This window comes from Exiguobacterium sp. s59 (assembly GCF_018617475.1).
Classification (GTDB): Bacteria; Bacillota; Bacilli; order Exiguobacteriales; family Exiguobacteriaceae; genus Exiguobacterium; species Exiguobacterium aestuarii.
The window spans coordinates 178,986-204,835 of record NZ_JACSKG010000005.1 but is presented as its reverse complement, the minus strand read 5'-3'; the positions used below and the strand labels follow the sequence as shown (position 1 = coordinate 204,835).

Below are 25,850 nucleotides of genomic sequence, written 5' to 3'. Positions count from 1 at the left end.
GGTCACGCAGGTGGTTCGTCATTATGAGAAAGTTTGAGCGACTCAAAATCACCTTGTTCGATGCTTCGAATCAAAATCTCACTTCCGCCCATGTTTGTTGAAAGGGGGATGGAATAAACGTCACACAGACGCATCAATGCGCTCACATCTGGTTCGTGAGGTTGGGCAGTCAATGGATCTCGGAAGAAGATGATCATATCCATCTCTCCGCGTGCGACGGCAGCTCCAATTTCTTGGTCCCCTCCAAGCGGTCCTGAGCGGAAACAATGCACCGGTAACCCAGTCGCTTCCGCAATCCGTTTACCTGTCGTACCCGTTGCGAATAATTGATGTTTTTCTAGAATATGTGCATACGTTTTAATGAGGACAATCAAATCGTCTTTCTTTTTGTCGTGAGCCACTAAAGCGATGTTCATTCGAATTCCTCCTAAAATGACTTCTCATGTTATTCGTATCATATCTCGAGTGATTTGACACGAGTTCTCTCTTAACTAACGTACCCAATTCCGATAAATCGTAATAGTCATGTAAACGAGTTGTTATGTGCATGATGTTTGATGATTTTGAAATATAGGTATTTAAAGAAGGAGCACTGTTAAGGAAAAGCAATCATTTCATAAAAAAAGGAGGAAGATTCAATGAACAATACGACGTATAACTTCAATTCGTTCATGTCATGGCTACCAGAGCTTTTGCTGGCAATTGTTATTCTCGTAGTCGGTTATATCTTGGCGAAAGTATTGGAAAACGTGACACGAAAAGCATTGAAGAAGGCACGACTCGATGAGCGGGCCGGTATTAAAAAAGAGGGGGAAAAAGGAGATAAGTGGACGCCTGAACGCATTATTGCAAAAGTGGTGTTCTTTGGAGTCTTACTTCTCGCATTCCTGATCATCTTTGAATTTATGAACGTTCCTGCAATCACAGAGCCGTTCAGTCAGATTTATGAAGGATTCTCTGGATTGATTATTGGTGTCATTAAAGCCGGTTTGATTTTACTCGTTGCTTGGGTCATCGCTACTCTTTTGAAAAAAGGGATTCAAATGGCGGGACATCGCTTGAATTTGAGCAAGTTGATGGAAAAGACAGGACAAGAATCGACAAGTGTCAACCAAACGAAATGGGTCGATACGGTCGCGAATATCGTCTTCTATCTCGTCCTCTTACTTGCATTACCGGCTGTACTTGACGCCCTTGGACTTCGTGGGGTCAGCGGACCATTCGAGGACTTGTTAAACAGTTTCCTTGGATTCATTCCGAAGCTTGTCGCAGCAGCCCTCATCTTCGCAATCGGTTATGTCGTCGCGAAGATCGTCCGCGATATTTTGACGAAGTTCCTCGAGGCAGCAGGTTTAGATCGATTGGCAGAACGTTTCCATCTTTCTGACTATGTAAAAGGATCGAGTCTTGCGAAAGCGATCGGTACAATCGTGTTCATCTTCATCATGATTCCGGTCACAATCTCAGCACTTGAAGCGCTTGATATTCGAGGTATCTCGGAACCAGCGATTGCGATGCTGAACGATGTCCTTGTCATGATTCCGGACATCCTTGTTGCAATCGTTCTCGTCCTCGTCGGTGTGTTTGTCGCAAGATGGTTGAAAGGTGTTGTCGTATCGCTCCTTGAAAACCTTGGCGTCAATTCACTGGCTCAAAAAATGGGCTTCGGGGAACGCGCATCTTCGATGTCAATCGCCCAAGTGGTCGGTGTCATTGTCCAAGTAATCGTGATTTTACTCTTCGTATCTGAGGCACTTCAGGTCGCGAATCTCGAGTTCATGGCATCTCTCGCAACGGCAATCTTCGCTTACTTGCCAATGGTGATTGCAGCACTCATCATCTTGGCGGTCGGCTTCTGGTTGGCTAATATGGCAGAGCGTTTGGTCGGAAGTGTCCTTGTCGATGGAGCAGGACAACCGAGCGCACTTCGTTACGTAGCGAAATACGCGATTCTCGGTCTCGTCTTCTTCATGGCAATCAGTCAACTTGGCATCGCGCCAATGATTGTCAATACGGCATTCCTTCTCATTCTCGGAGCCGTGGCTCTCGCCTTCGGACTTGCCTTCGGTCTTGGTGGTCGCGAGACGGCGGCACGCTATTTGAAAAAAGCGGAGCAACGTATTGATGAGACAGAAGTGTCAAAAGAAGGGCTCGAGCAAGAAAAAGAACAGATGAGTCGTGAAGCGGAAGCTGCGAAGCATCAAGCAAAACAAGGTGTTGAGCAGTCGAAGCACGAAGCGGAACAATCGAAGCAAGAGATGAAGCGAGACGTTCATGATTCAACGGGAGATCACGTTGACGGACCGGAACCAAATCCGTTCCACGAAAATATCACCCCGGATCAAGACAATCGTTCACTTGATGACAATGATGGTCCGTTGCGTCCTTAATTGAATCTTTCACGGATCTCCCATGCGGAGATCCGTTTTTTGTGTTCAACTTATAAAGGAATCTGGTCGATAGGTAAAGAAAAGAGAGACAGAGGTGAGGGGAATGTTTGAACGATTTCAACGAACACTCGTAATCAACTATATCATCGGATCAGGATTAGCCGTTTTTGGAGTGGGTGGAGTCTTTATTTTTCAGACGCTTGATTTGTCGGTTCGTGAGGTGTTGTTGCTATTGACCATCATGCTAGGCTCAGGGATTATCATGATCACATCCGAACTTTTCTTATACCGCCGTCACATTCGACCGATTCGACAGTTTTTTGCGACCGACACACCGACAATTGATGAATTGACGTCAGCGTTCGAGCAAGCGAGTCGATTCCCGATTTTAACGGTACAGCGGATTCTAGGTCCGCATTTATTTGGATTATCCATCCCGTCAATTGCTTTGACGACCCTTTGTATTTATTATGATTGGATTGATTTACCGTATCGTTTGATTGGGCTAGCCGCCATCGGTGCTGTCATGATTGCCGTGTTACATGCATTGATTGAATATTTTTTAACGGTACGGTCAGTGGAACCGCTTCTTGTGCATATGAAGGATAAGCACTATGAGCTCTTTCATCAACCTATCCATGCAACATATCAATCGTTTAGTGTCCGAACGAAATTATTGATCAGCATGCTCATTACAGGTGTCTTTCCGATTATGCTGTTTATGTTGGCTTCGAGCGTTCAACTTTCGACCTCGACACGCACCGATACGTATTGGAACTGGGCGTTCGTGATTCTCGTCATCATTGTCGGGATTGCGGTGTTATGTAGTTTCTTACTTTATGACAACATCAAACGGCCGATTGGACTTTTGACATCGGGAATCGAACAGATGGAGTCGGGACGACTCCAAAAAATCGAAAATCCCTATTTAGACGAGTTCGCCCAATTGATCGGTGGCTTCAACCAAATGGTTGAGACGGTGAACGCTCGAGAACAAGAGAATGCGCAACTGCTAGATAGCCTCTTCATTTTGTTTGCCGCAACACTCGATGCACGTGACCCATATACAGCAGGTCATTCGGAACGTGTAGCGATGTACTCGGTGGAACTTGCCCGTGCCCTTGATTTGCCAAAAGAACAAATCGATTTACTCAATAAGTCAGCACTGCTTCATGACATCGGGAAAATCGGAATTCGCGACGATGTCCTGTTAAAAGAGGGGAAGTTGACAGACGAAGAGTTTTCAAAGATTCAGGAACATCCGACAATCGGCATTCATATTTTGAGTCAAATCCATTTGCCGGCATCCCTTCAACCCATTTTAGCCGGAGTTCGATCCCATCATGAACGAATCGATGGAAAGGGTTATCCGGATCGTCTAAGTGAAGTCGATATTCCTCTATTCGGGAGAATCATGGCCATTGCCGATGCTTATGATGCCATGACATCAGACCGACCTTATCGATCGGGAATGCCGGTTGAGAAGGCACTCTCTATTTTAGAGAGCGGTCGTGGGACACAATGGGACGCCGAATTCGTAGACATCTTTGTACGACTTCGTCGACAAGCCATCTCTGCATGAAAAAGGAGCCGCACCTCGTGTGCGACTCCTTTTACAATAAGGTTTGGAAGGCGTAAACACCGAACACGGCTCCTATGACGACAACGACGAGATTAACGCGGAGTAGCGCAAGCGTCGTAGCAACCACCCCTCCGAATAAGGCGGACGTCGTAGTGGTTGTGGAGGATAAGACCCCCGGAAAGATCAAACTGGCCAATACCGCATAAGGGATGAAGGAGAGAAATCGTTTCATATATGCCGGTAACGCCAATTCCTTTAACCACAGTAGCGGAATGACGCGAGGGAGGTACGTGACAAGAGCCAACCCTAGGACGAGCAGAAACAACGATATCATGTGACCTGTTCCTCCTTAAATACAAAAGCACCGATTCCGGCTGCAACAACGGTCGCGATGATGATTCGGATGCCGTCTGAGATTGGAAAGAACGGTGTGATACCCCAATGAAGTATCGCTTGAATCATGATGGCGAAACTCGCGACAACGAAGACGGGACGAGTCGTCAATGAAGGGACGAGTAACCCGATAAACATCGCATATAGCGCAATGCCCATGCTCGCCTGTAACGTGCCGGGAAGACCGAAGGCTAGGAAGACGCCAATCCATGTACCGATATTCCAAGCGAGAAAGGCAATTGTATTTAATCCGAGGACGAACAGACCAGAACGTGCCTCTTTTCGGGTGGATGCGATACTAAACGTTTCATCCGTCACTCCGAAGGCGATGGTTGCTAATAGTTTTCGAGACGTCGTTTCGATTCGTTGTGACAACGAGGCGGACATTAAAAAGTGTCGCGAGTTTAGAATGAACGTGGTCAGAATGATTTCCCAATACATCGAACCGGTCATCAGTAATTGCACGGTGATGAACTGACTCGCTCCCGCGAAGATGAAAAACGACATGGATAACGTGATGGCGTTTGGAAGATCAAACGATTTTGCTAAAAGCCCAAAGGCGATGGCAATCGGGATGTATCCAATTGCAACGGGAATACCTGCCCGAAGGCCGGCACGAAATGTCGATTGTTGTGAAGATGGGGATGTGGATTGAATCGAAGTCGCCATGACAGCCCTCCTTAAGAATCAAGATGATTTCTATGTCATTCGGGATGAATGGACGGTTTCCTGCTCAAACGATGAAAAAGAGGGTATACATGTATCGTTAAGGAGGGTGGTCACATGAGTCGTGCTGAAGAATTTTTGGCCTCTTATCATCGAATCGAGGACTACTTGAGTCGAGAGATGGGAGATGGACAACATTTCAGCTTTAGCAACATGGTGAATCGGTTAGCGAAACAAAACCCAATCATCGACCGTTATAAAGAAGATTTGCATCAAATGAGTCAACTGCGAAATGCCATCGTCCATGAGCGACGAGAACCTGATTTTATTATCGCGGAACCACACGAGTCGCTCGTTGAATTGATTTTAGAGGTGGAGCGGGAGCTACTTCATCCCCGTCTCGTCATCCCGTTGTTTGCGAAATCCGTGGTGACGTTTCAGTCAGAAGACTTTTTGACGGAGGTGCTACGCGAGATTCGCGATAAAAATTACTCGCAGTTTCCGGTATATCACGACAATGGCTCGTGGCGTGGTCTACTGACGAAAAAAGGAGTGACGAGTTGGCTGGCCGAGACAATCGACGGGACCAACTTATCACTCAAAGGAGTCCGCGTGAAGCATGTGCTTCATCATGATCCACATATGCATCGTTATCGATTCATTCGAAAAGATGCTACGGTCATCGAGGCACAACATTGCTTCACACAAATGAAAGAGGGCGCACGATACGACGCCCTCCTGATTACGAATACCGGTAGCCCGGATGAAACGTTACTTGGAATCATTCGTCCTCAAGATTTACTGAACGCGCTCCGTTGAGGCAAGATGTTCAATGGCGACCTCATATTGGGTGACGGTGTTGCCGAGGACGATCGGTTTCACTTCGGACGTCCCGTCATCCCGTTTTTTATGGGCATGTTTGTAGGCATTGCTGTCACGCCAGTTCTCAAAGCTTTCCGCATCACGCCATGTGGTCATGATGACCACATGATCCATTGCCGCATCAGACGTATCTGTTAACACTTGCATACGGACAAAGCCATCCATCGCTTCGATTCCTTTTGTCGTTTCGAAGCGTGCTTTGACCGCATCGACCTTTCCTTTTTCAACATCTAGTTTGTTCATCACGATCCACATCACGCATTTCCCCCTATACGAATAAGATGACTCCATTATAACTTGAACGGAGAAATGCCTGAAAAAGGATGCTCACTCAACGTTGGTTCCACCATTCTTCAAACGCCCAATTCTTTTGCTTCATCATCGTTGCTTCATTGACCCCGACATAGCGCAAATGCCATGGTTCATAATTATAGCCGGTGATCTTTTCTTTTCCTTTCGGATAACGGACGATGAAGCCGTAACGATGTGCGTTTTGGATCATCCACTTTCCTTCAGGCGATTGGTCAAAGGATGCATATAATCCTAGTCGCATGCGTTGACTCGTCATATCAACGGCTAACCCGGTTTGATGCTCACTATGACCGGGACGGGCGACATATTTTGAAGCGTATGAAACTCCGCGTGTATTGACCCAGTAAGTGTATAGTGATTTTTGGGTCGAATAGGAGCGATACGCGCTGAGTGCGTACAACGTATGACCTTGTTTCCGACCTGCATAATATAATTTCGCCAGTGCATAAGCGGCTTCCGCTGTCATCAGTGTACGCTCACTCCCTTTTTGATAGACAGTTGGGACGGTTAAGGTCACAAGTTGTGGGGAACGATAAGTGGACGGGAGTCCATACGTTTTATTGACAAGTCGTAACCGATCGGCCGTAGGCATTTTAGGGATACCGGCTTTCAAATTAGCGGTCGGAGTGAAGTACTTTGCACTTCCGATATAAACGTTTGCCCAACTCCGGTTATACGTGGTGTAACGGACCGGTATATTCGTTCGTAACGTCTTTAACACAGGAGAAGCTTGCATTGCGCGACCATATAAGTAGGTTGTTTTAATCGTATAACCTTGTTGTGGGGACGATGATGCCGCCATCACCGGCGAGGTCTGAAACAATAGCAGACAAATGATCAAGATACGCAGGGACTTCATGGCAAAACGCCTCCTCTTGGGTTAGATGATGTTCCTTTTCCCGTTTTTTTGATGGACTGAGCATCTTTTATCCATCCTTAGGTCGGATGAGGATACAGCTTGGGCCCGATGAAGCGAGACACCAAATCCGATACAATAAACATAACGAATGAGATCGTAGAAAGGAGTGAGCGAATGGAAGTCTTATTTGGATTACCACTGTTGTTGCTCGTCCTGTTCTTTGCCTTTTTATACTTTAATATCAAAGGGCTATCGAATATGTGGAAGGACTACAATCGAACGAAATCGATGATTCCGCTTGGGTTCTTCATCGTCGGGATTATTGGGATTTTCACAGGGGTGTGGACGTGGCTCGTCATTTTGATTTACTACGTCGTCCGACCGAAAGACTAAACACTGTATGCAGACGCATACGGTGTTTTTGCTATACTAAGGACGAGGTGTTGAGATGGAGAAGTTAATAAAAGCATGGTTTATCGTGACGTTGATCGCGTTTGGAATCTTTAAGCTTGGTGAAGTGATGACGACCCCTTATTCGGAAACGCCGAGTGAAGGGAATATATACTGGATTGTGCTCTTGATTGGCTGGCCGTTTCTATTATTGTTCATTTGGATTACAATCCGGATGACACGTCGAGTCACAGCATCCGTGCGACCAATCGGGAGAGTCGTATTAGGTTTGGGTAGTCTCATCATGGCCGGGATTGCTTGGGTGACCAATCAATCGCAAGCGACGTCTCTTCGGGAAGGAATTCGTTTATCTACGAACGAGTCTTTCGCAGAAGGATGGAACCAATTCACGAATATCATCTATATGAACCAACTGACTTTCTTTTTCCTGACAGTCAGTTGCATGGGGATTGGAGTTGTCCTTTCGTTTCTCCCGACTAAAAAACAGCGAGAAGAAGCCGTGTGAGCTTCCTCTCGCTATTTTCATAAACGCTCTTGATAAAGACGGGCATACCGGTCAGCCGCGATGATCGCATCCGCCACTTCTTCAGGCGTGACATCAAAACCGCTATGAATCGTTTCACCTTCTGCCGTGGCGGCTTTTCCGACTTTCAAGATATCTTCTCGAGATGCATCTTTCAATTTAATATCTTCGAGTGTGACCGGTAAATCAAGTGCCATATAAAAGGCAACGTACTGCTCGAATTCTTCTTGAGGACGTCCTTCGAGTGCGAGTTGCACGAGTGTTCCAAATGCAACTTTTTCACCGTGCGTCAAATGGTGGATGTCCCCCTCTAACGCGGTGAATCCATTGTGAATGGCGTGGGCAGCAGCCAAGCCACCACTTTCAAAGCCGAGACCGCTCAATAAGGTGTTGGCTTCAACGATGGCTTCGAGCGCAGGTGTGACGACTTTTGCTTTGACGGCTTCATACGCCTGAATGCCGTACGTGAACAGCACTTCTTCACACCGTTCGGCAATCGCTTCCGCCGCAAGCGTCGGGACACCACCGGCCATCGTTTTCCCTCTAAATGAAAGAACGCTTCGCACTTCAACCCACGTCGCTAAAGCATCGGCAATGCCTGATGCAAGGAAACGTGGCGGTGCCTGTGCAATCAACTCGGTGTCCACTAAAACGAGGTCTGGATTCTTTTTATAAAAACGATAGCTTTCGAAATTGCCTTCATCTGTATAAATGACTGAAAGTGCGCTCGTCGGTGCGTCTGTCGAGGCAATCGTCGGTACGATGACGATGCGCGCATCCAATTCATCTGCAACCGCCTTTGCCGTATCGAGCGTCTTACCGCCACCGAGACCGATCACAAATGCTGTACCGCTCTCTTTGGCGTCTGTGGCGATTCGAGTAATCTCATGTTTCGATGCCTCTCCGACAAAATCTGCTTTCGTCGACTCAAGATTGCTCGTCTCTAGCGACGTTGTCACACGCGAACCGATTAAATCCCACACGACGTCATCGGCGATGAGTAAAGCTTTTGAACCGAAATGAGCGACGAACTCTCCGATACGATCAATCGTTTGTTTCCCTTGCACATACTTAGCCGGACTGATGAAAATACGTTCTGACATAGTGAAATTCATCCTTTCCTATTGGGTTTGTTGTAAGTGCTTACAACGCCATCATACTACAGTTTGTGAAGGAATGTCCGTGAAGATTACATGAAGATCTTCAACTGACCGAGCACAAGCAACAAGATGATGATGGCAACAACAGCGAGAAACCCCCAGTCATTCATTCGTTTCGTCATACGAGATATCCCCTTCATTGTTCAGAGTGACGATTCATCCTCAGTATAGAAGGATATACAAAAGAGGTAGGCTGAATAAATCACCAGGTCAAAAATAGAAACACCTCATGATGTCGAGACAGTTCATCAGGTTTAACGGATGATGAATCGGGAACAATAGTGTCGTATGTTGATTATTGAAGGAGGAATTGAGTATGTCGAAACATGTACTGATTGTCACAACGTCAGCGAATGAATTATCAAATGGCCATGCAACGGGACTTTGGCTTGAAGAGTTTGCCGTTCCTTACTTGTTGTTTGAAAAAGAAGGGTACAAAGTGACGGTCGCAAGTATCGAAGGTGGAGACGTGCCAATCGATGCGAATAGTTTAGAGGATGGCTTGTCAGAAGATATTTTAAATACACGCGAGTTGCTCAAAGACACAGCGCGTCTCGATCAAGTCGCAGACGAGTCATACGACGCAATCTACTTGCCTGGTGGTCACGGGACAGTCGTTGATTTCCCAGAAAATGAAACGCTACAGCGCGTGATTCGCAACGTATACGAAAGTGGAAACATTGTTGGAGCGGTTTGCCATGGACCGATTGGATTGGTCAATGTGAAGCTTAGTAACAATGAACCACTCGTCAAAGATAAACAAGTGACAGGGTTCACGGATGCAGAAGAAAAAGAAATGCAACTTGATTCAGCTGTACCGTTCTTATTGGAGACGGGACTTCGCAATCAAGGCGGACAGTTCAAAGGAGCCGACAACTGGGCGGTGAATGTGGCAGTGGACGATCGACTCGTCACAGGTCAAAACCCTCAGTCTTCTGAAGCGGTCGGGAAAGAACTTGTCAAATTGCTCGGATAAATATGATGAAGCAACTTCGATCATTCGAAGTTGCTTTTTATTTTTGGACATATGTCCTATTCAAGCTGTCATTCTTTTTGTACAGTCAGACAAAGAGAGAGGGGAATGACATGGGAGTTATATTTGCCATACTATCTGGCACGTTTATCGCGTTACAAGGGATTTTTAATGCCAAACTAGGAGATGCAGTAGGGGCATGGATGTCTGTCACGATCGTCCATTTCGTCGGACTTCTATTAGCGCTCGTCATTTATTTGTTCAAACGAGATGCTGACATGACGGCCTTCAAACGTGTCCCTTGGTATTATAGTTTAGGCGGACTGTTTGGTGTATTCGTCGTATTCGGCGAACTGACAGCGATTCAACAACTTGGTGTGACGTGGGCAATCTGTGTCCTGCTTGTGGCACAATTGGTAGGAGCCTTTATCATCGATTTGAACGGCTGGTTTGGTGTCAAACGGAAGCCGATGAATACGGGACAGGTCATGGGACTCGTCTTGATGGTCGTCGGTATCGGAATTTATACATTCGCGTAAGGAGTTCAATTCCAATGATGAATATTATGGATGCACTGACACGTTTGCAGTGGGATCATCTTTTTTCTAACGAAACGCTCGAAGCTTCTTCTTTAGTCACTTATGAATCCGGGACAATGCTTTGTTCGAACAATCAACATATTGAATGCTTGTTTGTCGTTCTCGAAGGACGTGTCAAAATTTATACGCTGAGTGAAGAAGGGAAGTTGCGCTTGCTTCGTTTAAAAGCTGCACCTACCCTGATTGGTGACATCGAATATGCGAGTGGTCGTAACGTGTTGCATACCGTCGAGGCGGTAGGTCCGGTAACCTGTTTACGCATTCCGTTCGAGGTACTTCGTCGTCATAATCGTACGGTCGAATTCACGGAACATCTATTGCGCGGGGTATCTGAAAAACTGTTCATCGAGGCAAACGCCTCATCCAATCATCTCATGTCGACACTTGAAGAACGGTTGGCTGGTTATTTGATCTCGCTTAGCGAATCAGGTAATGAGCTGTTTCAAGCTGAGATGAGTCAACTGAAGCGTAAAGAAGTCGCCGAATGGCTGGGGACCAGCTATCGTCATTTGAATCGGACGTTGCAGGCGTTCGTCGATGAAGGATTGGTCAAACGAACGAGAAAAGAAGTTGTCATATTAAATAGTGCGCGATTGAAAGAACGTGCGAACGGCATGTTTTATGAGTGAGGAGCGATTACATGGTTTTTGGAATTATCTGTTCAGCAGTGGCCGGAGCATTTATTAGTGTCCAGGCAGCGGTCAATGCAAAAATGAATACAAATTTAGGAGCTTGGGCGACAACGGTACTGGTCTTTATCGTCGGTTTGGTCGGATCCATCATCCCGTTGTTATTATTCGGAGGCAATCTTTCCGGATTACGTGACGTCTCTCCCATCTATTGGCTTGGTGGGTTACTTGGTGTAGGTGTCGTGTATTGTGTCATGCGGAGCATCCAGTTACTTGGACCAACGCTATCGGTATCCCTTATCCTTGTGTCCCAATTGATTTGGGCGTTACTGGTCGACTTGTACGGTGCCTTCGGGATGCCTCAAATCACCTTGTCGTCTGGACAAGTCGTTGGGCTTACGGTCCTGCTCGTCGGAGTGATTCTCTTTAAGCAGTCCCAAACCGCGGCCATCGCCAAACAAGCTGTCAACGAAGCCACTTCTTGAGGAGTGGCTATTTTTCTGAGCAAAACGGGTACAGGTTGGTAACGATTTTTTGATAAAATGAAGCAGTATGGTTTAAAAATTAGCTGAGGTGATAAAAAAGTGGATTCTTCCATAGTGATTGATTTGTTGATTGTTTTGTTTTTGATTGTGTTGAACGGGATTTTTGCGATGACAGAAATTGCGCTCATCTCATCGAAACCTGCAAAACTTGAGGTTGAAGCAAATCGAGGGAAACGAAGTGCGAAGATTGCGCTTCACTATTCGAAAGACCCGACAGATTTGTTGTCGACCGTTCAAGTCGGAATCACATTGATTGGGATTATTAACGGGGCCTACGGGGGTGCGCGCTTCTCGGCTCCTCTCGCATCGGCGTTTGAACAAGCCGGGATGAGTACGCAGTATGCCGGAACGGTAGCTTATGTGGCCGTCGTTACAATCATTACGTATTTGTCGCTCATCATTGGTGAATTGGTACCGAAACGGATTGCGCTCGTCTCGCCTGAAAAAGTAACGATGGCAATCATTCCTTCGCTTGATTTATTTAGCAAGTTGATGCGCCCATTCATTTGGATTTTATCGAAATCGACGCTCTTCTTATTCAAGCTACTTGGGTTGAAGGCAGAACAAACAAGTGGAGAAACAGAGCTTGAGATTAAGCAGCTCCTCTTTGAAGGGGCACAGCAAGGTCAGTTTGCTCACGAAGAAGTTCAGCAAGTTGAACGCGTCTTCGCGTTCCATGATCAGTTGATTTATGAACTGATGCAACCTCGGACGACGCTCGAATGGGTCGACTTAGAGGATGACATGGACGACATGAAAAAATCGATTTACGAAAGTAAGCATAACAAGTTACCAGTCGGTCGCGACTCGCTCGACGATTTTGTCGGATATATCGATGTGCGTGACATTTTGACGTTACCGACATTGCGTGAGCCGTCACAGATTTTAAAACGCATCAAGCAACCGCTCATCGTTCCAAAGCAACGAGAGGCGAGCCAAGTGCTTCAGATGATGCAGAAAAATGGTGTCGAGATTGCCTTTGTCTTAGATGAATATGGTGGATTCCTCGGAATGGTCACGTTATTCGATATTTTAGAAGAAATCGTCGGAGAGGTCATGATTGAAGAAGATACACCGGAAGTGGTTCGTCGTGAGGACGGATCGTATTTGGCGGATGGGTTACTCGGAATCGAGGATTTGAAACGAACGTTCGAGATTCGGGATGACCGATTCGACGAAGGACGTAATTCGTACCATACGCTCGCAGGTCTCGTCATTTATGCACTAGGCGATTTTCCGAAGCGGGGTGACGTGGTCGAAGCGTACGGTCTTCGCTTTGAAGTCGTGGACATGGACGGGAAGCGTGTCGACCAAGTACTTGTCTCTGAATTACAACATCCAACCAAAGAAGAGGATTGATGCAATCGCATCAATCCTCTTTTTCGTGTGTCATCCACGTGCGTTGTAAAGCACCAAGTAAAGTTTGAGCCGTGTGTAACATCGCCCGTTCATCTACATCGAAACGAGGATGGTGATGAGGGAAGATTGCCGCAAGCTCGGGATTCCCGGCTCCCGTGAAGAAGAAGCTACCGGGCACTTGTTCTACATAGTAGGCGAAGTCTTCGCCGACCATGAGCGGTGCCATCTCGATGACACCATCTGAACCGACGACGTCGATTGCGCTTTGCCGGACGTGTTCCGTTTCCGTCACATGATTGACGACAGCTGGATACCCTTTTATATAGTCGAGCTCGTACTCGGCATCGCTCGCAGCACAGACGGAACGGATAATACGTTCCATATCCATGATCATCTTTTCTTGCGTCTCATGGGTGAACGTACGCACGGTTCCAGATAACTTCGCTTCTTCGGCTATCACGTTGAACGCTTGACCGGAATGGAGAGTCCCGATGGTGAGAACGGCTGGTTCGAGCGGGTCAACGCGTCGACTGACCACTTGTTGGAGATGATTAGCCACGTTCACGGCGACCATGAGCGCATCGACCGTATGTTGCGGAATCGCGCCATGTCCACCTTTTCCTGTAATGGTCAATTCAAATCGATCGGCTGCAGCCATGACGGGACCTGTTTTCACGCCAATCGTTCCGAACGGGAGCGGCGTCCAAATGTGTGCGCCGTATACATAATCTACGTTGTCGAGACACCCGTCTTCAATCATCGGTTTGGCACCCCCTGGAGCCAACTCTTCAGCGAACTGATGAATCAACACGACGTCTCCCGGAAGGTCCATCTCGGTCAACACTTTCGCTAGGACGAGAAGTGTCGCCGTATGGGCATCGTGTCCGCAAGCATGCATGACCCCATTTACTTTTGAACGATAGGGGACATCTTTCACATCTTGGATCGGAAGGGCATCAAAATCGGCACGTAACGCGATGGTCGGGCCGTCACCGCCTTTGATTCGACCAACGACACCATTACCGCCAACGTGTTCACGCACCTCGATTCCAAGCGCACGGAGATAAGAGGCAATCATCTTTGGCGTTTCGACTTCTTGAAAGGACAGCTCTGGATATTGGTGAAAATGGCGCCTTAATGACACCATCTCTTCGAACAACTCTGTCAAACGTACTTCGGCATGCGTGACGATCATTGCGAACACTCCTTTGTGATTACCGTGTCAAGAAATGAATCCATTTACAAATTGTTATGAAAGTTAAGCTTATCTTATACGAGTAAAGGGAATTAATACAGGAGAAAATGAAGAAATGAGGTGCCAACATGGGGTGGATTATTGCAATTGTAGCGGTTGTCGTGCTCGTACTCATCTATTTTTCGATGTACAACGGGCTCGTCAAATATCGGAACTGGGTCGATGAGGCATGGGCTCAAATCGATGTTCAGTTGAAGCGGCGGTATGATTTGATTCCGAACTTGGTCGAGACGGTGAAAGGGTATGCGAAACACGAGCAAGAGACGCTTGCGAAGGTTGTTGAACTAAGAAATCAGCTTGGTGAGAAGTCGAATCGTCAAGATCAGATGGCGGTGAACGACCAACTGAGCGGGGCGTTGAAAAATCTGTTCGCGCTTCGTGAAGCGTATCCAGACTTGAAGGCGAATGAGAACTTCAAAATGTTGCAGGAAGAATTGACGCAGACTGAAAACAAGGTCGCTTACTCGCGTCAGCTCTATAACAATACGGTCATGAAGTACAATACAAAAATCGAATCGGTACCGACGAATATCATCGCGTCCGTCCATCATTTCGAAAAACGCGACATGCTTGAAGCACGTGCTGAAGAGCGCGAAAACGTTCGCGTGTCGTTTTGATGAATCGAGGTGGCAGCTATGCTCCTCTATGAACAGATTCGAAAGAATAAAGTGAAGACCGTTTTCATCGTCACGGGGTTCGTCTTATTCGTTCTTCTCGTAGGGGCAGCCATCTCCTATGTCAACTACGGGGACGCAATCCCAGGGTTGATTTTCACACCAATCTTCTCATTGTTTTATGTCGGTATCGTCATCATGTCGAGCACGAACATCGTCATGAAGATGAATCGGGCGCAAGAGGTGACCTCGGTCGAAGAGCATCGTTTTTTATGGCATACGGTCGAAAACATGGCGATGGTCGCGAGAGTACCGATGCCACGCATCTTTATCATCAACGATTCGTCACCGAACGCATTTGCGACGGGGTTGAAGCCAGAAAAGGCGGCCGTCGCCGTCACGACAGGGCTGTTGGAGCGCTTATCGCGCGAAGAAGTAGAAGGTGTCATCGCGCATGAGGTCGCACATATAAAAAACTATGATGTGCGTCTCTCGACGGTCACGCTCGCACTCGTATCGGTCATTGCCATCATGAGCGACATCGGCTCACGTATGTTATTTTTCCGAAGCATCAGTGGAGGGAGACGCGATCAAAATCAGAATCCAATCTTCCTCATCATCGGGCTCGTCTTATTGGTGTTAGCCCCGCTCATCGCGATGCTGATCAATATGGCGATTTCACGTAATCGCGAGTTCCTAGCAGATGCCAGTGGAGCGGAACTGACCCGTAACCCGGATGCCCTCGCCTCAGCGCTTGAGAAGATTGCAAACGTCGAGACACCGGTCGAGCAAGCGTCGAGTGCCTCGGCCCCACTTTACTTCTCCGACCCACTCAAGAAGAAAGTGAGCGGTTTGTTCTCGACGCACCCTGATCCAGTCGAGCGGATTTCCCGACTTCGTCAAATGTAAGAAGAGCCTGTCCAGTTGCGGCAGGCTCTTTATGTTACACTGAACTGGGAAAATAAGGGGGTGGGTGAGTTGGATAAAAAGATATACATAGGTTTAGGGGTCGCTTTACTAGTCGTATTATTTTTATTTGGGCTAGGACCATATATTGTGCATACAGTACTTAAGGTCTTCATGTGGCTCACGCAATATATTTTGCCATGGATTTTCCTCTACTATTTCGTTCAATTTTATAAACAATATGCACAAAAACAAGAAAAGCCACCTGAATGAGGTGGCTTTCGACGTTTATCCTGCGCGGTGGTTACGGATTTTTTCAATCTCGTCGAGAACGAACTGAACGTTTGTACCGACGATGACTTGGATATGATTCGGGCTGACGACTTTAACGCCAGGAATACCAGCTTTTTTGATTTGATCTTGGTTAACGGTATCCATGTCTTTGACATCAACGCGTAGGCGTGTGATACAAGATTCGATTCCTGTGACGTTGCTGTCACCGCCGAGACCATCATAGATCATGTTCGCCATCGCTGAGAATTCGTTGCCAGAGGCAGATGCGACCGGCGCCACTTTCGTTTCGCCGTCTGTCGTTTCACTTGCGACTGCATCAACGACTTCATCCGGTTCACGACCTGGCGTTGCCAAATTGAGCTTCACAATCATGAAACGGAAGATTGCATAGTAGATGACTGCAAAGACGAGACCTTGAACGAGTAACATGTACGGTTGGTTCGCGAGTGGCAAGCGTGAGCTTAACACGAAGTCAACCAATCCTGCACTGAACCCGAAACCAGCTGTCCATTGGAACGTTGCCGCGATAAAGAGCGAGATTCCTGTAAGGACTGCGTGTACAAGGTAAAGAACCGGTGCGAGGAACATGAATGAGAACTCGAGTGGTTCAGTTACACCTGTAAAGAATGAAGCGAATGCAGCTGCAAGAAGAAGAGAAGCCGCTTGTTTCTTCCGTTTTGTCTTCGCTGTGTGGTACATCGCAAGTGCTGCGGCTGGGAGACCGAACATCATGATTGGGAAGTAACCCGCTTGATACATCCCAGTTACACCTTTCTCACCTTCACCCGACCAGAAGTTTCCGATGTCGTTAATGCCAGCGACGTCGAACCAGAAGACTGAGTTGAGGGCGTGGTGAAGACCTGTTGGAATCAAGAGACGGTTAAAGAACCCATAAAGTCCGGCACCAAATGCGCCAAGCTTAGAAATCGATTCCCCGAATCCGACGAGACCTGTATAAACGACCGGCCAGATGAAGTAAAGCGCGACCGATACGAGGATCATCGAGAAGGCTGTCATGATTGGAACGAGACGCTTCCCACTAAAGAACGCGAGGGCGTCTGGTAATTTAACGTGACTGAAACGATTATACATCGAAGCGGCGACGAGACCTGAAAGAATCCCGACAAACGCGTTGGCAATCTTGCCGAACGCCGGGTTGACGGCTTCGACGTCGACACCTTGGAACAAGGCGACCGTGCCAGCAGAGAGAAGCGTCGTGACAGTCAAAAAGGCAACGAGTCCACTCAGTGCAGCTGAACCGTCGCGGTTTTTAGCCATACCGAGGGCAACCCCGACTGCGAAAAGAATTGGAATGTTATCGATAATCGCAGCACCCGCTTTAATTAGGAAGGCGGCTGCAATGTTTTCAGATCCCCAGCCGACTGGGTCAATCCAATAACCAATCCCCATGAGAATCGCAGCTGCCGGAAGTACAGCAACCGGTAACATGAGGGAACGTCCGAGACGTTGGAAAAAGTTCATCATTTTTGATTTCCTCCTTTTTGGTGGTGTTGATCTTGTAGACGTTGAATGTGGAGCGTAATATAGCCAAGTTCTGACTCGGGCAAGACGATGCCATATGTCTCTTCCATTTCTTTTGCGACATCAGATGCGCACGCATAGGCAGACGTGAATTTCGTCTGAATCATGCGGAGCATGTCTTCATCAATCGTATGATGATCGTAATGGTTGACCCGATCCATGACGAACCGTAAATGCGTTAATAATCGTTGGTAGGATAAGTCATCTTCTTCAATGGATACATCGAGTCGTCGTGAAATCGATTGAATCATGTCGCGGACAATCGTTGTCTGTTTGACCGTCTTGCGTAAATCACCTCCTTTCACTTTCATCGTATGGATATGAAGCGCGATGAACGCGGCTTCGTCTTTCGGCATTTGAACATTGAGTTTGTCAGCGATGTGTTCAATCGCCCACAGTCCAATCTCGTACTCATTCCGATAGAGAATCTTAATCTCGTTCAACAATTTGTTTCGTAGTGAGATGCCTTCCATCTCCCGCTCGATCGCAAATGAGATATGATCGGTCAAGACGATGTGGATGTGCTCGTTGAACGATGTCTCGAGACGTTTCTCTGCGTATGAAATAATGTCCTCGGAGACAGTGAAGTGTTCGACCGGGATTCGGCTCAACAACTGTTGGAACTTGTCATTTTCCGGCATGATGAACAACTTTTCGATTTTATGGGGATTCACGATGTCGTTCTTCGTCTTTTTAAAGGCGACGCCAGGACCAATCGCAATCTTTTCTTCTCCATCGTCCGAGACGATGACCGCATTGTTATTTAGAATCTTTTTGATCTTAATCATGTGTCCTCCTTGTTCCGGAGTCACGCTTCCACTCGGGCGACGATCGTCTTACCTGGGACGGCTTCCTTCGTAAATGTGAAGGCATAGTGATGGGCAAGCGTTCCACCATTCGTCACGACCATCGGCGTGACGGTGTCTTTACCAGCTTGATGGATTTGTGCCAAGTCCGCTGTGAGTAGCAGCTGCCCCGTTTTCACATGGTCACCCACATCGACACAGAGATCGAATGGTCGACCTTCGAGTTCGACGGTGTCAAGTCCAACGTGAATCAAAATCTCAGCACCATCCTCGGTCCGAATGCCGATGGCGTGCTTTGTCGGAGCGATTTGTACGATTTCTCCGTCAGCTGGTGAGACGACTGCTCCGTCTGTCGGTGTGATCGCGATGCCATCGCCCATCATTTTTTCGCTAAAGACCGGATCGGCTACTTGTTCGAGTGGAATGACGTCTCCTTCCATTGGCGAGTGTAGTGTCGGTTTGTGTCGATTCATTAACTTATTCCATAGCATATCTTCTACATCCTTTCTTAAAACAAAACGCGGAAAAACAAAACAGGCATGGAGTATAGACGGGTGGCATGCACCGTACGTCTTACCCCATGCCTGATCGAATCAGTCACATGTGATCGCTATTCGTTTCTTCACGTACAACATAACATGTGTTGATTTGAGACACAAGTCTTTTTTTGAAAGCGTTCTCTAAAAATTTACAAGGTGATGAATCTATTGTATAGTTAAGGCGAATCTATTGAAGAAAGGTGTTGCATGTTGATGAGTGAGGTTGTATCTGCCTAACGAACTGAAAAATGTCGGATGACACGTCTTTTTGTCATGCCGTCATGTTCCGTTACAGATACCGCCCATCAAAAACTGCCAGACACCGGTCTGTCTTTTTGCGTTGGTCGTCATCGACCGACGCTTTTTTGTTTGCGCGGTATCTCGATTCTACATTTGAGGAGAGAGACATATGAACGAACAAACATTTGAAAAATTACAATACAACGAATTGATGACGAAAGTAGAGCGCTTCTGCATCAGCGGATTCGGGCGACGGTTACTCAAACAACAACGTCCGACGAGCCATATTGCGACGGTGAAGAAGCGTCTGCAGGAAACGTCTGAAGCACGAGCGATTTTAGATGCGACGTCACACGTCCCATTCATCGGGGTTTCTGATATGGAAACAATCATCGGAAAACTACAACGAGGCATCCAACTCGAAGCAACAGAACTTGAAGCGGTCGCTGAATTTTTACGAGGAGCACGTAAACTGAAGCGATTCATGCTCGAACATGAATTCTTTGCACCGCTCCTGTCCGCGTATGCTGCTGGAATGGGCGAATGGCGGACACTAGAAGAAGACATCACGCAAGCGATTCGAGCTGGACAAGTCGTCGATGAGGCGTCGAAAGAGTTGAAGCGGATCCGAAAACAAGTCGACATTCTCGAAGGGCGAATCGAGGAGCGATTGGCCAAGTTTTTGAAGAGCGCCGCCAATCGCGAGATGATTCAAGACGGATTCGTCACGCAAAAACAGGATCGCTTCACCATCCCAATCAAAGCTTCATACAAGCATAAAGTAGCGGGTACGATTGTAGACACATCGAATCGTGGGACAACGGTCTTTATCGAACCGGAGGCTATTTCGAAATTGAATGCAGAACTCGTCATTAAACGCACGGAAGAAGCGGTAGAAGTGTATCAAGTATTAGCCACATTGACCGGAGCGGTGACAGAAGTCCTTTCTGACATCGAGGCAACACTCGATGTCATCGCGCAGTACGATATGGTCTTCGCCAAAGGGAAGTACAGTCAGTCGATTGATGGCGTGACACCGCATGTGAATGCGACCGGTCGAATCCAATTGAAGCAAGTGCGTCATCCGCTCTTAGAAAGTGCCGTTCCACTCGATTTTGCCATCGGTACGGATTATCGTGGCTTGATTATCACTGGACCGAACGCCGGCGGAAAGACGGTCGTCTTGAAAACGATTGGACTCCTCAGTTTGATGACGATGACGGGTCTGCATATCCCGGCACACACAGATACGGTCATCTCCACATTCGATGAGGTGTTCGTCGATATCGGAGACAATCAGGACTTGGAGTCAGCACTCAGTACGTTCTCGGCGCATATGCACAATGTCGCAAAAATCATGCAAACCGCTGGGAAACGGTCGCTGCTATTATTCGATGAGATTGGAAGTGGGACGGAACCGAATGAAGGGGCCGCTCTGGCGATTGCCATTTTAGAAGCGGCTTATAAACGTGGATCAATCGTTGTGGCGTCGACGCATTATGGAGAAATCAAATCGTATTCTGAAGCGCATCCGGATTTCATGAACGCAGCGATGCAGTTTGATCCGGAAACGCTCGAACCGAAATACCGACTGCTCATGGGGCAGTCTGGCGACAGCAATGCTTTGTTTATCGCTCGGAAGATGAAGTTACCGGAAGCGATTTTGAAACAGGCATCTCGTTATATGAACGAGAAAACCTATGACACCACGAAAGTCGATGATGCTAAAATCGCTCGCGAAGTGGAAGTGGTTCCGCTTGAAGAGGCGGAACGCTTTGAAAGAGGTGACCGTGTCCGGTTGTTAGAGACAAATCAAGTCGGGCTTGTCTATTCGTTTGATGCATCGCGTCGGCATGTCCAGGTGTTCGTGAATGACGATTATGTAGAGCTACCGAGTCGTCGTGTCCGGCTAGAGGCGCGTGCCACAGAACTCTATCCGGCTGACTATGATTTGGATACGTTATTCACGACGTATCAGGAGCGTAAGGAAGCCCACGACTTTGCACGAGGATCGAAAAAAGCGTTACGACGAGTGGAAAAAGAGATTCGGGAAAGAAAGAAACAAGAGCAATCTAACCGGAAATGAATGTAGCGTAAAGCGAACGGGTAAGAGCACATAGAGAGAAGTCTTAATGTGGGAGGGGCTTATGTGTTCGAGTTAAGTTTTTGGTTTGCACTCGGCTTTGCGGTGATTCACTTTTTTTCAGGAAAGCTCATTCATGTGCGTGAAGTGCCGAGGAGCCGTTTTTTATCAGTGGCTGGCGGGATTGCCGTTGCTTATGTATTCCTTCATCTGTTACCAGAGTTAAATGAATATCAACGTGAACTCGAAGGAGAGATTGGAAATAACGTCTTCGCTTCCCTCGAGAACCATATCTTGATCATCAGTATGTTAGGACTGGCTGTCTTTTATGGGCTCGAGCGATTCGCGACGGCCAACAAGCGTAAACAAAAACCGTATGTATTTTGGATTCACATTGGTTCATTCACGCTTTATACGTTTAGCATCGGGTATGTGCTCGCAGAAAGTGAATTTCAGTCAAATGGCACGATGTTCCTCTATTTTGTAGCGCTCGGCATACACTTTGTCACGGTCGATCAAGGATTGCGTCAGCATCACCAGCAACTTTATGATCGACAAGGGCGCATCTTCTTGGCGCTTGCTGTACTCATAGGGTGGGCAGTTGGTACATTTGCAGAAGTGAATGAACTTGGCTTGTCCATCGTTGTCGCCTTTTTAGCAGGTGGCGTCATCTTGAACGTCATGAAAGAAGAATTGCCTGCTGAACGTGAGAGTAGTTTTGGTGCGTTTTTAGTTGGACTATTAGGTTATGCGTTGTTATTACTCGTCATATGAAAAGGCAGCCACGTGCGTCGTGGCTGCCTTTTGACTTACAAGTTGTTGCTTTGATTCTCTACGTTGCTGTCGCTCTCTGTTGAAGCATCGTCATCTGAAGAAGAGGCTTCGTTATGATGTGGGCCGTGCCCGTGGCCATGGCGACCACCTTCTCGTCCGCCGCGCATACCGCGAGCATCTTCTAAGTCATCATAACTTGTCACATCAGCAAAACGCTCTTCGTGATCCGCAAGGATTTGATCGGCTTCTTCTTGCGTCAAGTTTCCTTCCTCCACAGCGGTCGCCAGTTTTTCTTCATGCGATGTCATGATGGCATCGATGAATGCTTCAATCGAAATGCCTTTTTCCTCCGCGAGTTCAGGAAGTGACTGTCCGTTTTCACGTGCAGCGTCCACTTCCTCTTCCGTTAAACCAAGCGCTTCGATGAGAGCGGCATGACCTACTTCCCGATCACCGAACATACCAGGACCTCGCTCGCCGCGTTCACATTGGGTGGATGCTGTCGTTGTCGATTCGTCTGTTGTCGTGTCATTCGTCGCGGCATATACGCCAGTGCCTGAGACGGCTAATAGACCGGCCAAGGCGATTGCAAGTTTCGTTGATTTCATGTGTATCTCCTCCTTTTGATACTCCAAGTGTAGATCTGAAGGTGAGGAAAGTTGTGAGGGAGTTGCAAGATTTCTGCAAATTGTCTTTGGGAAACGGTGGGACATTCGATGTGTGCGATATAATGGGTGTGGAGGCGATATGAGATGAACGTACTCGTTGTGGAAGATGAACAAAAACTGGCGGACGGCATGTCTCGTTTTTTAACGTATGCCGGTTTTGATGTGACCGTGGCGACGACTCTCAGTGAGGCGAAGCGACAGCTACATCAACGATTTGATGCGGTGTTATTAGATGTTCGTTTGCCTGACGGGGAAGGTTGGACCTTGATTCCGACATTAAAAGCGCAACAGCCATCGCCCGCCATCATCTTGACGACCGCACGTGGTGAGGCGGATGACCGTGTATTTGGATTGGAACTCGGGGCGGACGATTACTTAGTCAAACCGATCGTCTTGAAAGAGTTGGAGATTCGTTTGAAACGTCTCGTGAAACAGACTGATTTGATTCAATTCGGCGCACTCACCATCGACATCAAGTCGAGGATGGTACAAGAGAACGGGCAACCGCTCCGACTGACGAACAAAGAGTATGAATTGCTTTTGTACTTATGGAAGCACGTCGGGGAGGCGTTAGATCGGAACCGCCTGCTCGACGATGTATGGGATTATACGTTTGTCGGAGATACGCGTACGGTCGACACCCATATCAAGCAATTACGTGACAAATCACCGACATTAAAAGAACAGCTGAAGACCGTTCACCGGGTCGGTTATCGATTAGAGGGACTGTCATGAACCGTCTGATGAAGAAACTATTATGGACGGCTATCCTACCGCTTGCTGTGATGGCGATTTTGACCTTCGGACTCACATCCTTATTGATCGGACGTTTCGCAGAAGATGAGACGTATGCACAATTGGAGCGCGAGGCGGCGATTGTATATGAAGCCATTCAGGAAGGACGCGGGATTCCAGGTCAATTAGACGTACTTTTATTTCAAGACGGGCAACGCATCGAGCTAGAGCGGGGTGGTCGGATGCACCGCATGATGCCGATTACCCTCGATCCGAATGATTTAGCAGTTCAAGACGAGGTGAGTGTGAATGGGACCCGTTTCTTGACGTACTTACAAGAAGAAGGGGACGTCCAAATCGTGACGTACAGCCCGGTGCCGTTTTCAAATCCACAGTTCCAACAAATCTATCTCATCTTAGCGGGCGGATTTATTCTGGCACTGTTGGTTGCCATCGGTGTTACGTTTTGGATGAGTCGCCGACTCACGCAACCGCTATTAGAATTAAAACAGGCGACTACCTCGATTATGGAAGGGCGACACGACATTACACTTCCGAACGTGACGAACGATGAGATTGGAGATTTGACCGTTACAATTGGTCAAATGAATGAATCACTTCAAGAAAAAGAAGCACTCCAAAAATCATTTATCTCCGGTGTGACGCATGATGTGCGTACACCGCTCGCCATCGTTCGAAACGAGGCAGAAATGTTGGAGCTAGGTGTCGTGAAGGCGTCAGAGGTTTCTATGACAGGGAAAAGTATTACCGAGGAAGTAGATCGTATTGACCGACTCGTCAATCAGATGCTCGAATATTCAAAGTTGTCCACCGGTACGATTCCGCTCGAAATGGAGTCGCTACAACTAGACGACTTGATTCGTCGATTGACGTCACGCATGTCCGAGTGGTTCCGACAAAAAGATGTGACGCTTGATTTACAACTCGAACCGGTATCGATTCAAGCTGATCGACTCGCAATGGAACGGGTACTCTCGAACTTCATTAGAAATGCGTATGAGGCGAGCCCTACTGGCGGAAAGATTACCATCAAACTGACACCACATCGACTGTCCGTGACAGACGAAGGGGACGGGATTGACCCTTCCATTGGGCATTCGATTTGGGATATGTACGTGAAGGGTGATCGTTCAAATGGTCATGGCTTAGGTCTCGCCATCACGAAGCTCTTACTTGAAGCGCAAGGATTCTCGTACGGGGTCGATTCACATAAGGGGGCGACATTTTGGATCGAATGGACATGACATTATTTTTACGTGGGATACGGTTAGAGAGAGAACGCATCCGTTCGACAGGATATCCATACTCGCTACCAATCTTTCAGACCCTCGATGAACTGACGTTTCATCATCCGGTCACGTTTCTTGTCGGAGAGAACGGGAGTGGAAAATCGACTTTAATTGAAGGGATGGCTGTAGCGGCGGGCTTCAACCCAGAAGGCGGAGCACCGTCCTTCCAATTTGAAACAGAGTCGACACATAGTTCTTTGTATGAAGCGCTGCGCCCGATTCGCGGTCCGTATCGACCGAAGGATGGTTTTTTCTTACGAGCCGAGACGGCATACCAGCTATCGAGTTATGTGGATGAGATGGCGAAATCAGGGCGTGATCCTGAACGGTTTTATGAGTCATACGGCGGACGTTCCCTTCATGAACAGTCGCACGGGGAAGCGTTCCTTTCCCTCATGTTGCATCGATTCCGAGAAAGAGGGCTCTATATTTTGGATGAGCCAGAAGCCGCATTGTCACCGATGCGGCAACTGACCATGCTCGCGCGTATGCATGAACTTGTACAATCCGGAAGTCAATTCATCATCGCGAGTCACTCACCCATCTTGATGTCATATCCAGGCGCGGTCATTTTGCAAGTAGAGACCGGGCTATCCCCGACGGCGTTTGACGATTTGGAGCATGTACGGGTTATGCGTGACTATTTAGAGGCGCCAGAACGCATGCAACGAATCTTGTTTGATGAATAAAACGGTCACGATGTAAGCGTTTTATTTTTATGTTGACGTCAAGATTTCTAGGGAGTATGCTTATATCGAAAAGAAGAAAATCCACTTTGGGATTGTTACTGGTGATGCAGGC

The 25,850-nt window shown here is 47.5% G+C and carries 28 protein-coding genes; 17 read left to right on the top strand and 11 right to left on the bottom strand.

Annotated features, from left to right (window positions below; translation table 11 throughout):
- Positions 1 to 2: 2 nt before the first annotated feature.
- Entirely contained in the window at positions 3 to 416 is a 414-nt protein-coding gene (locus KNO91_RS11510; RefSeq protein WP_026824646.1) for a methylglyoxal synthase, read from the bottom strand.
- A gap of 222 nt (positions 417 to 638) precedes the next feature.
- On the opposite strand from KNO91_RS11510, the gene KNO91_RS11505 reads away from it, so the two are divergent.
- Complete coding sequence (locus KNO91_RS11505) at positions 639 to 2,390, top strand: mechanosensitive ion channel (RefSeq protein ID WP_214818039.1); 1,752 nt, start codon at positions 639 to 641, stop codon at positions 2,388 to 2,390.
- A gap of 103 nt (positions 2,391 to 2,493) precedes the next feature.
- On the top strand, positions 2,494 to 3,972 hold the full coding sequence (locus KNO91_RS11500) for an HD domain-containing phosphohydrolase (RefSeq protein WP_214818037.1): 1,479 nt from the start codon (positions 2,494 to 2,496) through the stop codon (positions 3,970 to 3,972).
- Between the two features lie 31 nt (positions 3,973 to 4,003).
- Here KNO91_RS11500 and KNO91_RS11495 read toward each other — a convergent pair whose 3' ends face one another.
- On the bottom strand, positions 4,004 to 4,306 hold the full coding sequence (locus KNO91_RS11495) for an AzlD domain-containing protein (protein ID WP_214795940.1): 303 nt from the start codon (positions 4,304 to 4,306) through the stop codon (positions 4,004 to 4,006).
- Positions 4,303 to 5,034, bottom strand: coding sequence for an AzlC family ABC transporter permease (locus KNO91_RS11490; protein WP_214795942.1), 732 nt, complete (start codon positions 5,032 to 5,034; stop codon positions 4,303 to 4,305). Before KNO91_RS11490 ends, KNO91_RS11495 begins: the two co-directional genes overlap by 4 nt.
- Positions 5,035 to 5,148: 114 nt before the next feature.
- Here KNO91_RS11490 and KNO91_RS11485 point away from each other — a divergent pair, with 114 nt between their 5' ends.
- Complete coding sequence (locus KNO91_RS11485; protein ID WP_214790131.1) at positions 5,149 to 5,850, top strand: CBS domain-containing protein; 702 nt, start codon at positions 5,149 to 5,151, stop codon at positions 5,848 to 5,850.
- On the opposite strand, the gene KNO91_RS11480 is transcribed toward KNO91_RS11485, so the two are convergent.
- Both KNO91_RS11480 and KNO91_RS11475 read right to left on the bottom strand, forming a co-directional pair.
- The gene (locus KNO91_RS11480) at positions 5,830 to 6,168 is read right to left on the bottom strand and encodes an antibiotic biosynthesis monooxygenase (RefSeq protein ID WP_214795946.1); all 339 of its coding nucleotides are present in this window, start codon (positions 6,166 to 6,168) and stop codon (positions 5,830 to 5,832) included. The genes KNO91_RS11485 and KNO91_RS11480 overlap by 21 nt on opposite strands.
- 76 nt (positions 6,169 to 6,244) lie before the next feature.
- Positions 6,245 to 7,084, bottom strand: a complete 840-nt coding sequence (locus tag KNO91_RS11475) for a M15 family metallopeptidase (RefSeq protein WP_214818036.1) — start codon at positions 7,082 to 7,084, stop codon at positions 6,245 to 6,247.
- Between the two features lie 174 nt (positions 7,085 to 7,258).
- Between KNO91_RS11475 and KNO91_RS11470 the strand changes: the two genes are divergently transcribed.
- Both KNO91_RS11470 and KNO91_RS11465 read left to right on the top strand, forming a co-directional pair.
- The gene (locus tag KNO91_RS11470; RefSeq protein ID WP_074036747.1) at positions 7,259 to 7,477 is read left to right on the top strand and encodes a hypothetical protein; all 219 of its coding nucleotides are present in this window, start codon (positions 7,259 to 7,261) and stop codon (positions 7,475 to 7,477) included.
- 55 nt (positions 7,478 to 7,532) lie between these two features.
- The gene (locus KNO91_RS11465) at positions 7,533 to 8,000 is read left to right on the top strand and encodes a hypothetical protein (protein ID WP_214818035.1); all 468 of its coding nucleotides are present in this window, start codon (positions 7,533 to 7,535) and stop codon (positions 7,998 to 8,000) included.
- Positions 8,001 to 8,017: 17 nt separating this feature from the next.
- Here the strand turns inward: KNO91_RS11465 and KNO91_RS11460 are convergent, their stop codons facing one another.
- On the bottom strand, positions 8,018 to 9,121 hold the full coding sequence (locus KNO91_RS11460) for a glycerol dehydrogenase (RefSeq protein WP_214795952.1): 1,104 nt from the start codon (positions 9,119 to 9,121) through the stop codon (positions 8,018 to 8,020).
- A 373-nt stretch (positions 9,122 to 9,494) separates the two neighbouring features.
- Between KNO91_RS11460 and KNO91_RS11455 the strand changes: the two genes are divergently transcribed.
- The 5 genes from KNO91_RS11455 (at position 9,495) to KNO91_RS11435 (ending at position 13,283) form a co-directional block, all read left to right on the top strand.
- A complete protein-coding gene (locus tag KNO91_RS11455; protein WP_214795954.1) occupies positions 9,495 to 10,154 on the top strand; it encodes a type 1 glutamine amidotransferase domain-containing protein in 660 nt (219 codons plus the stop codon).
- A 110-nt stretch (positions 10,155 to 10,264) separates the two neighbouring features.
- Positions 10,265 to 10,690: a DMT family transporter gene (locus tag KNO91_RS11450; RefSeq protein WP_214795956.1), complete on the top strand. Its 426-nt coding sequence runs from the start codon at positions 10,265 to 10,267 to the stop codon at positions 10,688 to 10,690.
- 14 nt (positions 10,691 to 10,704) lie between these two features.
- Entirely contained in the window at positions 10,705 to 11,379 is a 675-nt protein-coding gene (locus KNO91_RS11445) for a Crp/Fnr family transcriptional regulator (RefSeq protein WP_214795958.1), read from the top strand.
- Between the two features lie 11 nt (positions 11,380 to 11,390).
- Positions 11,391 to 11,864, top strand: a complete 474-nt coding sequence (locus KNO91_RS11440; protein ID WP_214790148.1) for a DMT family transporter — start codon at positions 11,391 to 11,393, stop codon at positions 11,862 to 11,864.
- A gap of 99 nt (positions 11,865 to 11,963) precedes the next feature.
- Positions 11,964 to 13,283 (top strand): hemolysin family protein, encoded by a 1,320-nt coding sequence (locus KNO91_RS11435; RefSeq protein ID WP_214795960.1) that lies wholly within the window; start codon positions 11,964 to 11,966, stop codon positions 13,281 to 13,283.
- A gap of 10 nt (positions 13,284 to 13,293) precedes the next feature.
- Here the strand turns inward: KNO91_RS11435 and KNO91_RS11430 are convergent, their stop codons facing one another.
- Entirely contained in the window at positions 13,294 to 14,478 is a 1,185-nt protein-coding gene (locus tag KNO91_RS11430; protein WP_214818034.1) for an amidohydrolase, read from the bottom strand.
- 128 nt (positions 14,479 to 14,606) lie between these two features.
- Here KNO91_RS11430 and KNO91_RS11425 point away from each other — a divergent pair, with 128 nt between their 5' ends.
- Together KNO91_RS11425 and htpX are read left to right on the top strand one after the other, a co-directional pair.
- On the top strand, positions 14,607 to 15,155 hold the full coding sequence (locus KNO91_RS11425) for a LemA family protein (protein ID WP_015880351.1): 549 nt from the start codon (positions 14,607 to 14,609) through the stop codon (positions 15,153 to 15,155).
- Positions 15,156 to 15,173: 18 nt separating this feature from the next.
- Positions 15,174 to 16,061: a zinc metalloprotease HtpX gene (gene htpX / locus KNO91_RS11420; protein ID WP_214818181.1), complete on the top strand. Its 888-nt coding sequence runs from the start codon at positions 15,174 to 15,176 to the stop codon at positions 16,059 to 16,061.
- Positions 16,062 to 16,346: 285 nt separating this feature from the next.
- On the opposite strand, the gene nagE is transcribed toward htpX, so the two are convergent.
- From nagE to KNO91_RS11405, 3 genes are read right to left on the bottom strand one after another with little or no spacing between them, the layout of a single operon-like run.
- Entirely contained in the window at positions 16,347 to 17,837 is a 1,491-nt protein-coding gene (nagE, locus tag KNO91_RS11415; protein ID WP_214818032.1) for an N-acetylglucosamine-specific PTS transporter subunit IIBC, read from the bottom strand.
- Positions 17,834 to 18,682 (bottom strand): PRD domain-containing protein, encoded by an 849-nt coding sequence (locus tag KNO91_RS11410; RefSeq protein WP_251126635.1) that lies wholly within the window; start codon positions 18,680 to 18,682, stop codon positions 17,834 to 17,836. Before KNO91_RS11410 ends, nagE begins: the two co-directional genes overlap by 4 nt.
- A 20-nt stretch (positions 18,683 to 18,702) precedes the next feature.
- Positions 18,703 to 19,191, bottom strand: coding sequence for a PTS sugar transporter subunit IIA (locus tag KNO91_RS11405; protein ID WP_214818030.1), 489 nt, complete (start codon positions 19,189 to 19,191; stop codon positions 18,703 to 18,705).
- Positions 19,192 to 19,648: 457 nt separating this feature from the next.
- Here KNO91_RS11405 and KNO91_RS11400 point away from each other — a divergent pair, with 457 nt between their 5' ends.
- Entirely contained in the window at positions 19,649 to 21,565 is a 1,917-nt protein-coding gene (locus KNO91_RS11400; protein ID WP_214818028.1) for an endonuclease MutS2, read from the top strand.
- 63 nt (positions 21,566 to 21,628) lie between these two features.
- Positions 21,629 to 22,336 carry a hypothetical protein gene (locus KNO91_RS11395; protein WP_214818025.1) on the top strand — a complete coding sequence of 236 codons (708 nt, stop codon included), beginning with the start codon at positions 21,629 to 21,631 and terminating at the stop codon, positions 22,334 to 22,336.
- Between the two features lie 35 nt (positions 22,337 to 22,371).
- Here the strand turns inward: KNO91_RS11395 and KNO91_RS11390 are convergent, their stop codons facing one another.
- Positions 22,372 to 22,944 carry a hypothetical protein gene (locus KNO91_RS11390; RefSeq protein ID WP_214818022.1) on the bottom strand — a complete coding sequence of 191 codons (573 nt, stop codon included), beginning with the start codon at positions 22,942 to 22,944 and terminating at the stop codon, positions 22,372 to 22,374.
- Positions 22,945 to 23,088: 144 nt separating this feature from the next.
- Here KNO91_RS11390 and KNO91_RS11385 point away from each other — a divergent pair, with 144 nt between their 5' ends.
- From KNO91_RS11385 to KNO91_RS11375, 3 genes are read left to right on the top strand one after another with little or no spacing between them, the layout of a single operon-like run.
- A complete protein-coding gene (locus tag KNO91_RS11385) occupies positions 23,089 to 23,739 on the top strand; it encodes a response regulator transcription factor (protein WP_214818019.1) in 651 nt (216 codons plus the stop codon).
- Positions 23,736 to 25,004 carry a sensor histidine kinase gene (locus KNO91_RS11380; protein ID WP_214818016.1) on the top strand — a complete coding sequence of 423 codons (1,269 nt, stop codon included), beginning with the start codon at positions 23,736 to 23,738 and terminating at the stop codon, positions 25,002 to 25,004. Before KNO91_RS11385 ends, KNO91_RS11380 begins: the two co-directional genes overlap by 4 nt.
- Positions 24,995 to 25,738: an AAA family ATPase gene (locus KNO91_RS11375; RefSeq protein WP_214818178.1), complete on the top strand. Its 744-nt coding sequence runs from the start codon at positions 24,995 to 24,997 to the stop codon at positions 25,736 to 25,738. The genes KNO91_RS11380 and KNO91_RS11375 overlap by 10 nt, the downstream gene beginning before the upstream one ends.
- Positions 25,739 to 25,850: the final 112 nt, after the last annotated feature.

Excerpts from the sequence above, each read along its gene's own strand:
- KNO91_RS11510 (WP_026824646.1), bottom strand. The coding sequence starts at position 416 with ATGAACATCGCTTTAGTGGCTCACGACAAAAAGAAAGACGATTTGATT.
- KNO91_RS11505 (WP_214818039.1), top strand. The coding sequence starts at position 639 with ATGAACAATACGACGTATAACTTCAATTCGTTCATGTCATGGCTACCA.
- KNO91_RS11500 (WP_214818037.1), top strand. The coding sequence starts at position 2,494 with ATGTTTGAACGATTTCAACGAACACTCGTAATCAACTATATCATCGGA.
- KNO91_RS11495 (WP_214795940.1), bottom strand. The coding sequence starts at position 4,306 with ATGATATCGTTGTTTCTGCTCGTCCTAGGGTTGGCTCTTGTCACGTAC.
- KNO91_RS11490 (WP_214795942.1), bottom strand. The coding sequence starts at position 5,034 with ATGGCGACTTCGATTCAATCCACATCCCCATCTTCACAACAATCGACA.
- KNO91_RS11485 (WP_214790131.1), top strand. The coding sequence starts at position 5,149 with ATGAGTCGTGCTGAAGAATTTTTGGCCTCTTATCATCGAATCGAGGAC.
- KNO91_RS11480 (WP_214795946.1), bottom strand. The coding sequence starts at position 6,168 with ATGTGGATCGTGATGAACAAACTAGATGTTGAAAAAGGAAAGGTCGAT.
- KNO91_RS11475 (WP_214818036.1), bottom strand. The coding sequence starts at position 7,084 with ATGAAGTCCCTGCGTATCTTGATCATTTGTCTGCTATTGTTTCAGACC.
- KNO91_RS11470 (WP_074036747.1), top strand. The coding sequence starts at position 7,259 with ATGGAAGTCTTATTTGGATTACCACTGTTGTTGCTCGTCCTGTTCTTT.
- KNO91_RS11465 (WP_214818035.1), top strand. The coding sequence starts at position 7,533 with ATGGAGAAGTTAATAAAAGCATGGTTTATCGTGACGTTGATCGCGTTT.
- KNO91_RS11460 (WP_214795952.1), bottom strand. The coding sequence starts at position 9,121 with ATGTCAGAACGTATTTTCATCAGTCCGGCTAAGTATGTGCAAGGGAAA.
- KNO91_RS11455 (WP_214795954.1), top strand. The coding sequence starts at position 9,495 with ATGTCGAAACATGTACTGATTGTCACAACGTCAGCGAATGAATTATCA.
- KNO91_RS11450 (WP_214795956.1), top strand. The coding sequence starts at position 10,265 with ATGGGAGTTATATTTGCCATACTATCTGGCACGTTTATCGCGTTACAA.
- KNO91_RS11445 (WP_214795958.1), top strand. The coding sequence starts at position 10,705 with ATGATGAATATTATGGATGCACTGACACGTTTGCAGTGGGATCATCTT.
- KNO91_RS11440 (WP_214790148.1), top strand. The coding sequence starts at position 11,391 with ATGGTTTTTGGAATTATCTGTTCAGCAGTGGCCGGAGCATTTATTAGT.
- KNO91_RS11430 (WP_214818034.1), bottom strand. The coding sequence starts at position 14,478 with ATGATCGTCACGCATGCCGAAGTACGTTTGACAGAGTTGTTCGAAGAG.
- KNO91_RS11425 (WP_015880351.1), top strand. The coding sequence starts at position 14,607 with ATGGGGTGGATTATTGCAATTGTAGCGGTTGTCGTGCTCGTACTCATC.
- htpX (WP_214818181.1), top strand. The coding sequence starts at position 15,174 with ATGCTCCTCTATGAACAGATTCGAAAGAATAAAGTGAAGACCGTTTTC.
- nagE (WP_214818032.1), bottom strand. The coding sequence starts at position 17,837 with ATGATGAACTTTTTCCAACGTCTCGGACGTTCCCTCATGTTACCGGTT.
- KNO91_RS11410 (WP_251126635.1), bottom strand. The coding sequence starts at position 18,682 with ATGATTAAGATCAAAAAGATTCTAAATAACAATGCGGTCATCGTCTCG.
- KNO91_RS11405 (WP_214818030.1), bottom strand. The coding sequence starts at position 19,191 with ATGCTATGGAATAAGTTAATGAATCGACACAAACCGACACTACACTCG.
- KNO91_RS11400 (WP_214818028.1), top strand. The coding sequence starts at position 19,649 with ATGAACGAACAAACATTTGAAAAATTACAATACAACGAATTGATGACG.
- KNO91_RS11390 (WP_214818022.1), bottom strand. The coding sequence starts at position 22,944 with ATGAAATCAACGAAACTTGCAATCGCCTTGGCCGGTCTATTAGCCGTC.
- KNO91_RS11385 (WP_214818019.1), top strand. The coding sequence starts at position 23,089 with ATGAACGTACTCGTTGTGGAAGATGAACAAAAACTGGCGGACGGCATG.
- KNO91_RS11380 (WP_214818016.1), top strand. The coding sequence starts at position 23,736 with ATGAACCGTCTGATGAAGAAACTATTATGGACGGCTATCCTACCGCTT.
- KNO91_RS11375 (WP_214818178.1), top strand. The coding sequence starts at position 24,995 with ATGGACATGACATTATTTTTACGTGGGATACGGTTAGAGAGAGAACGC.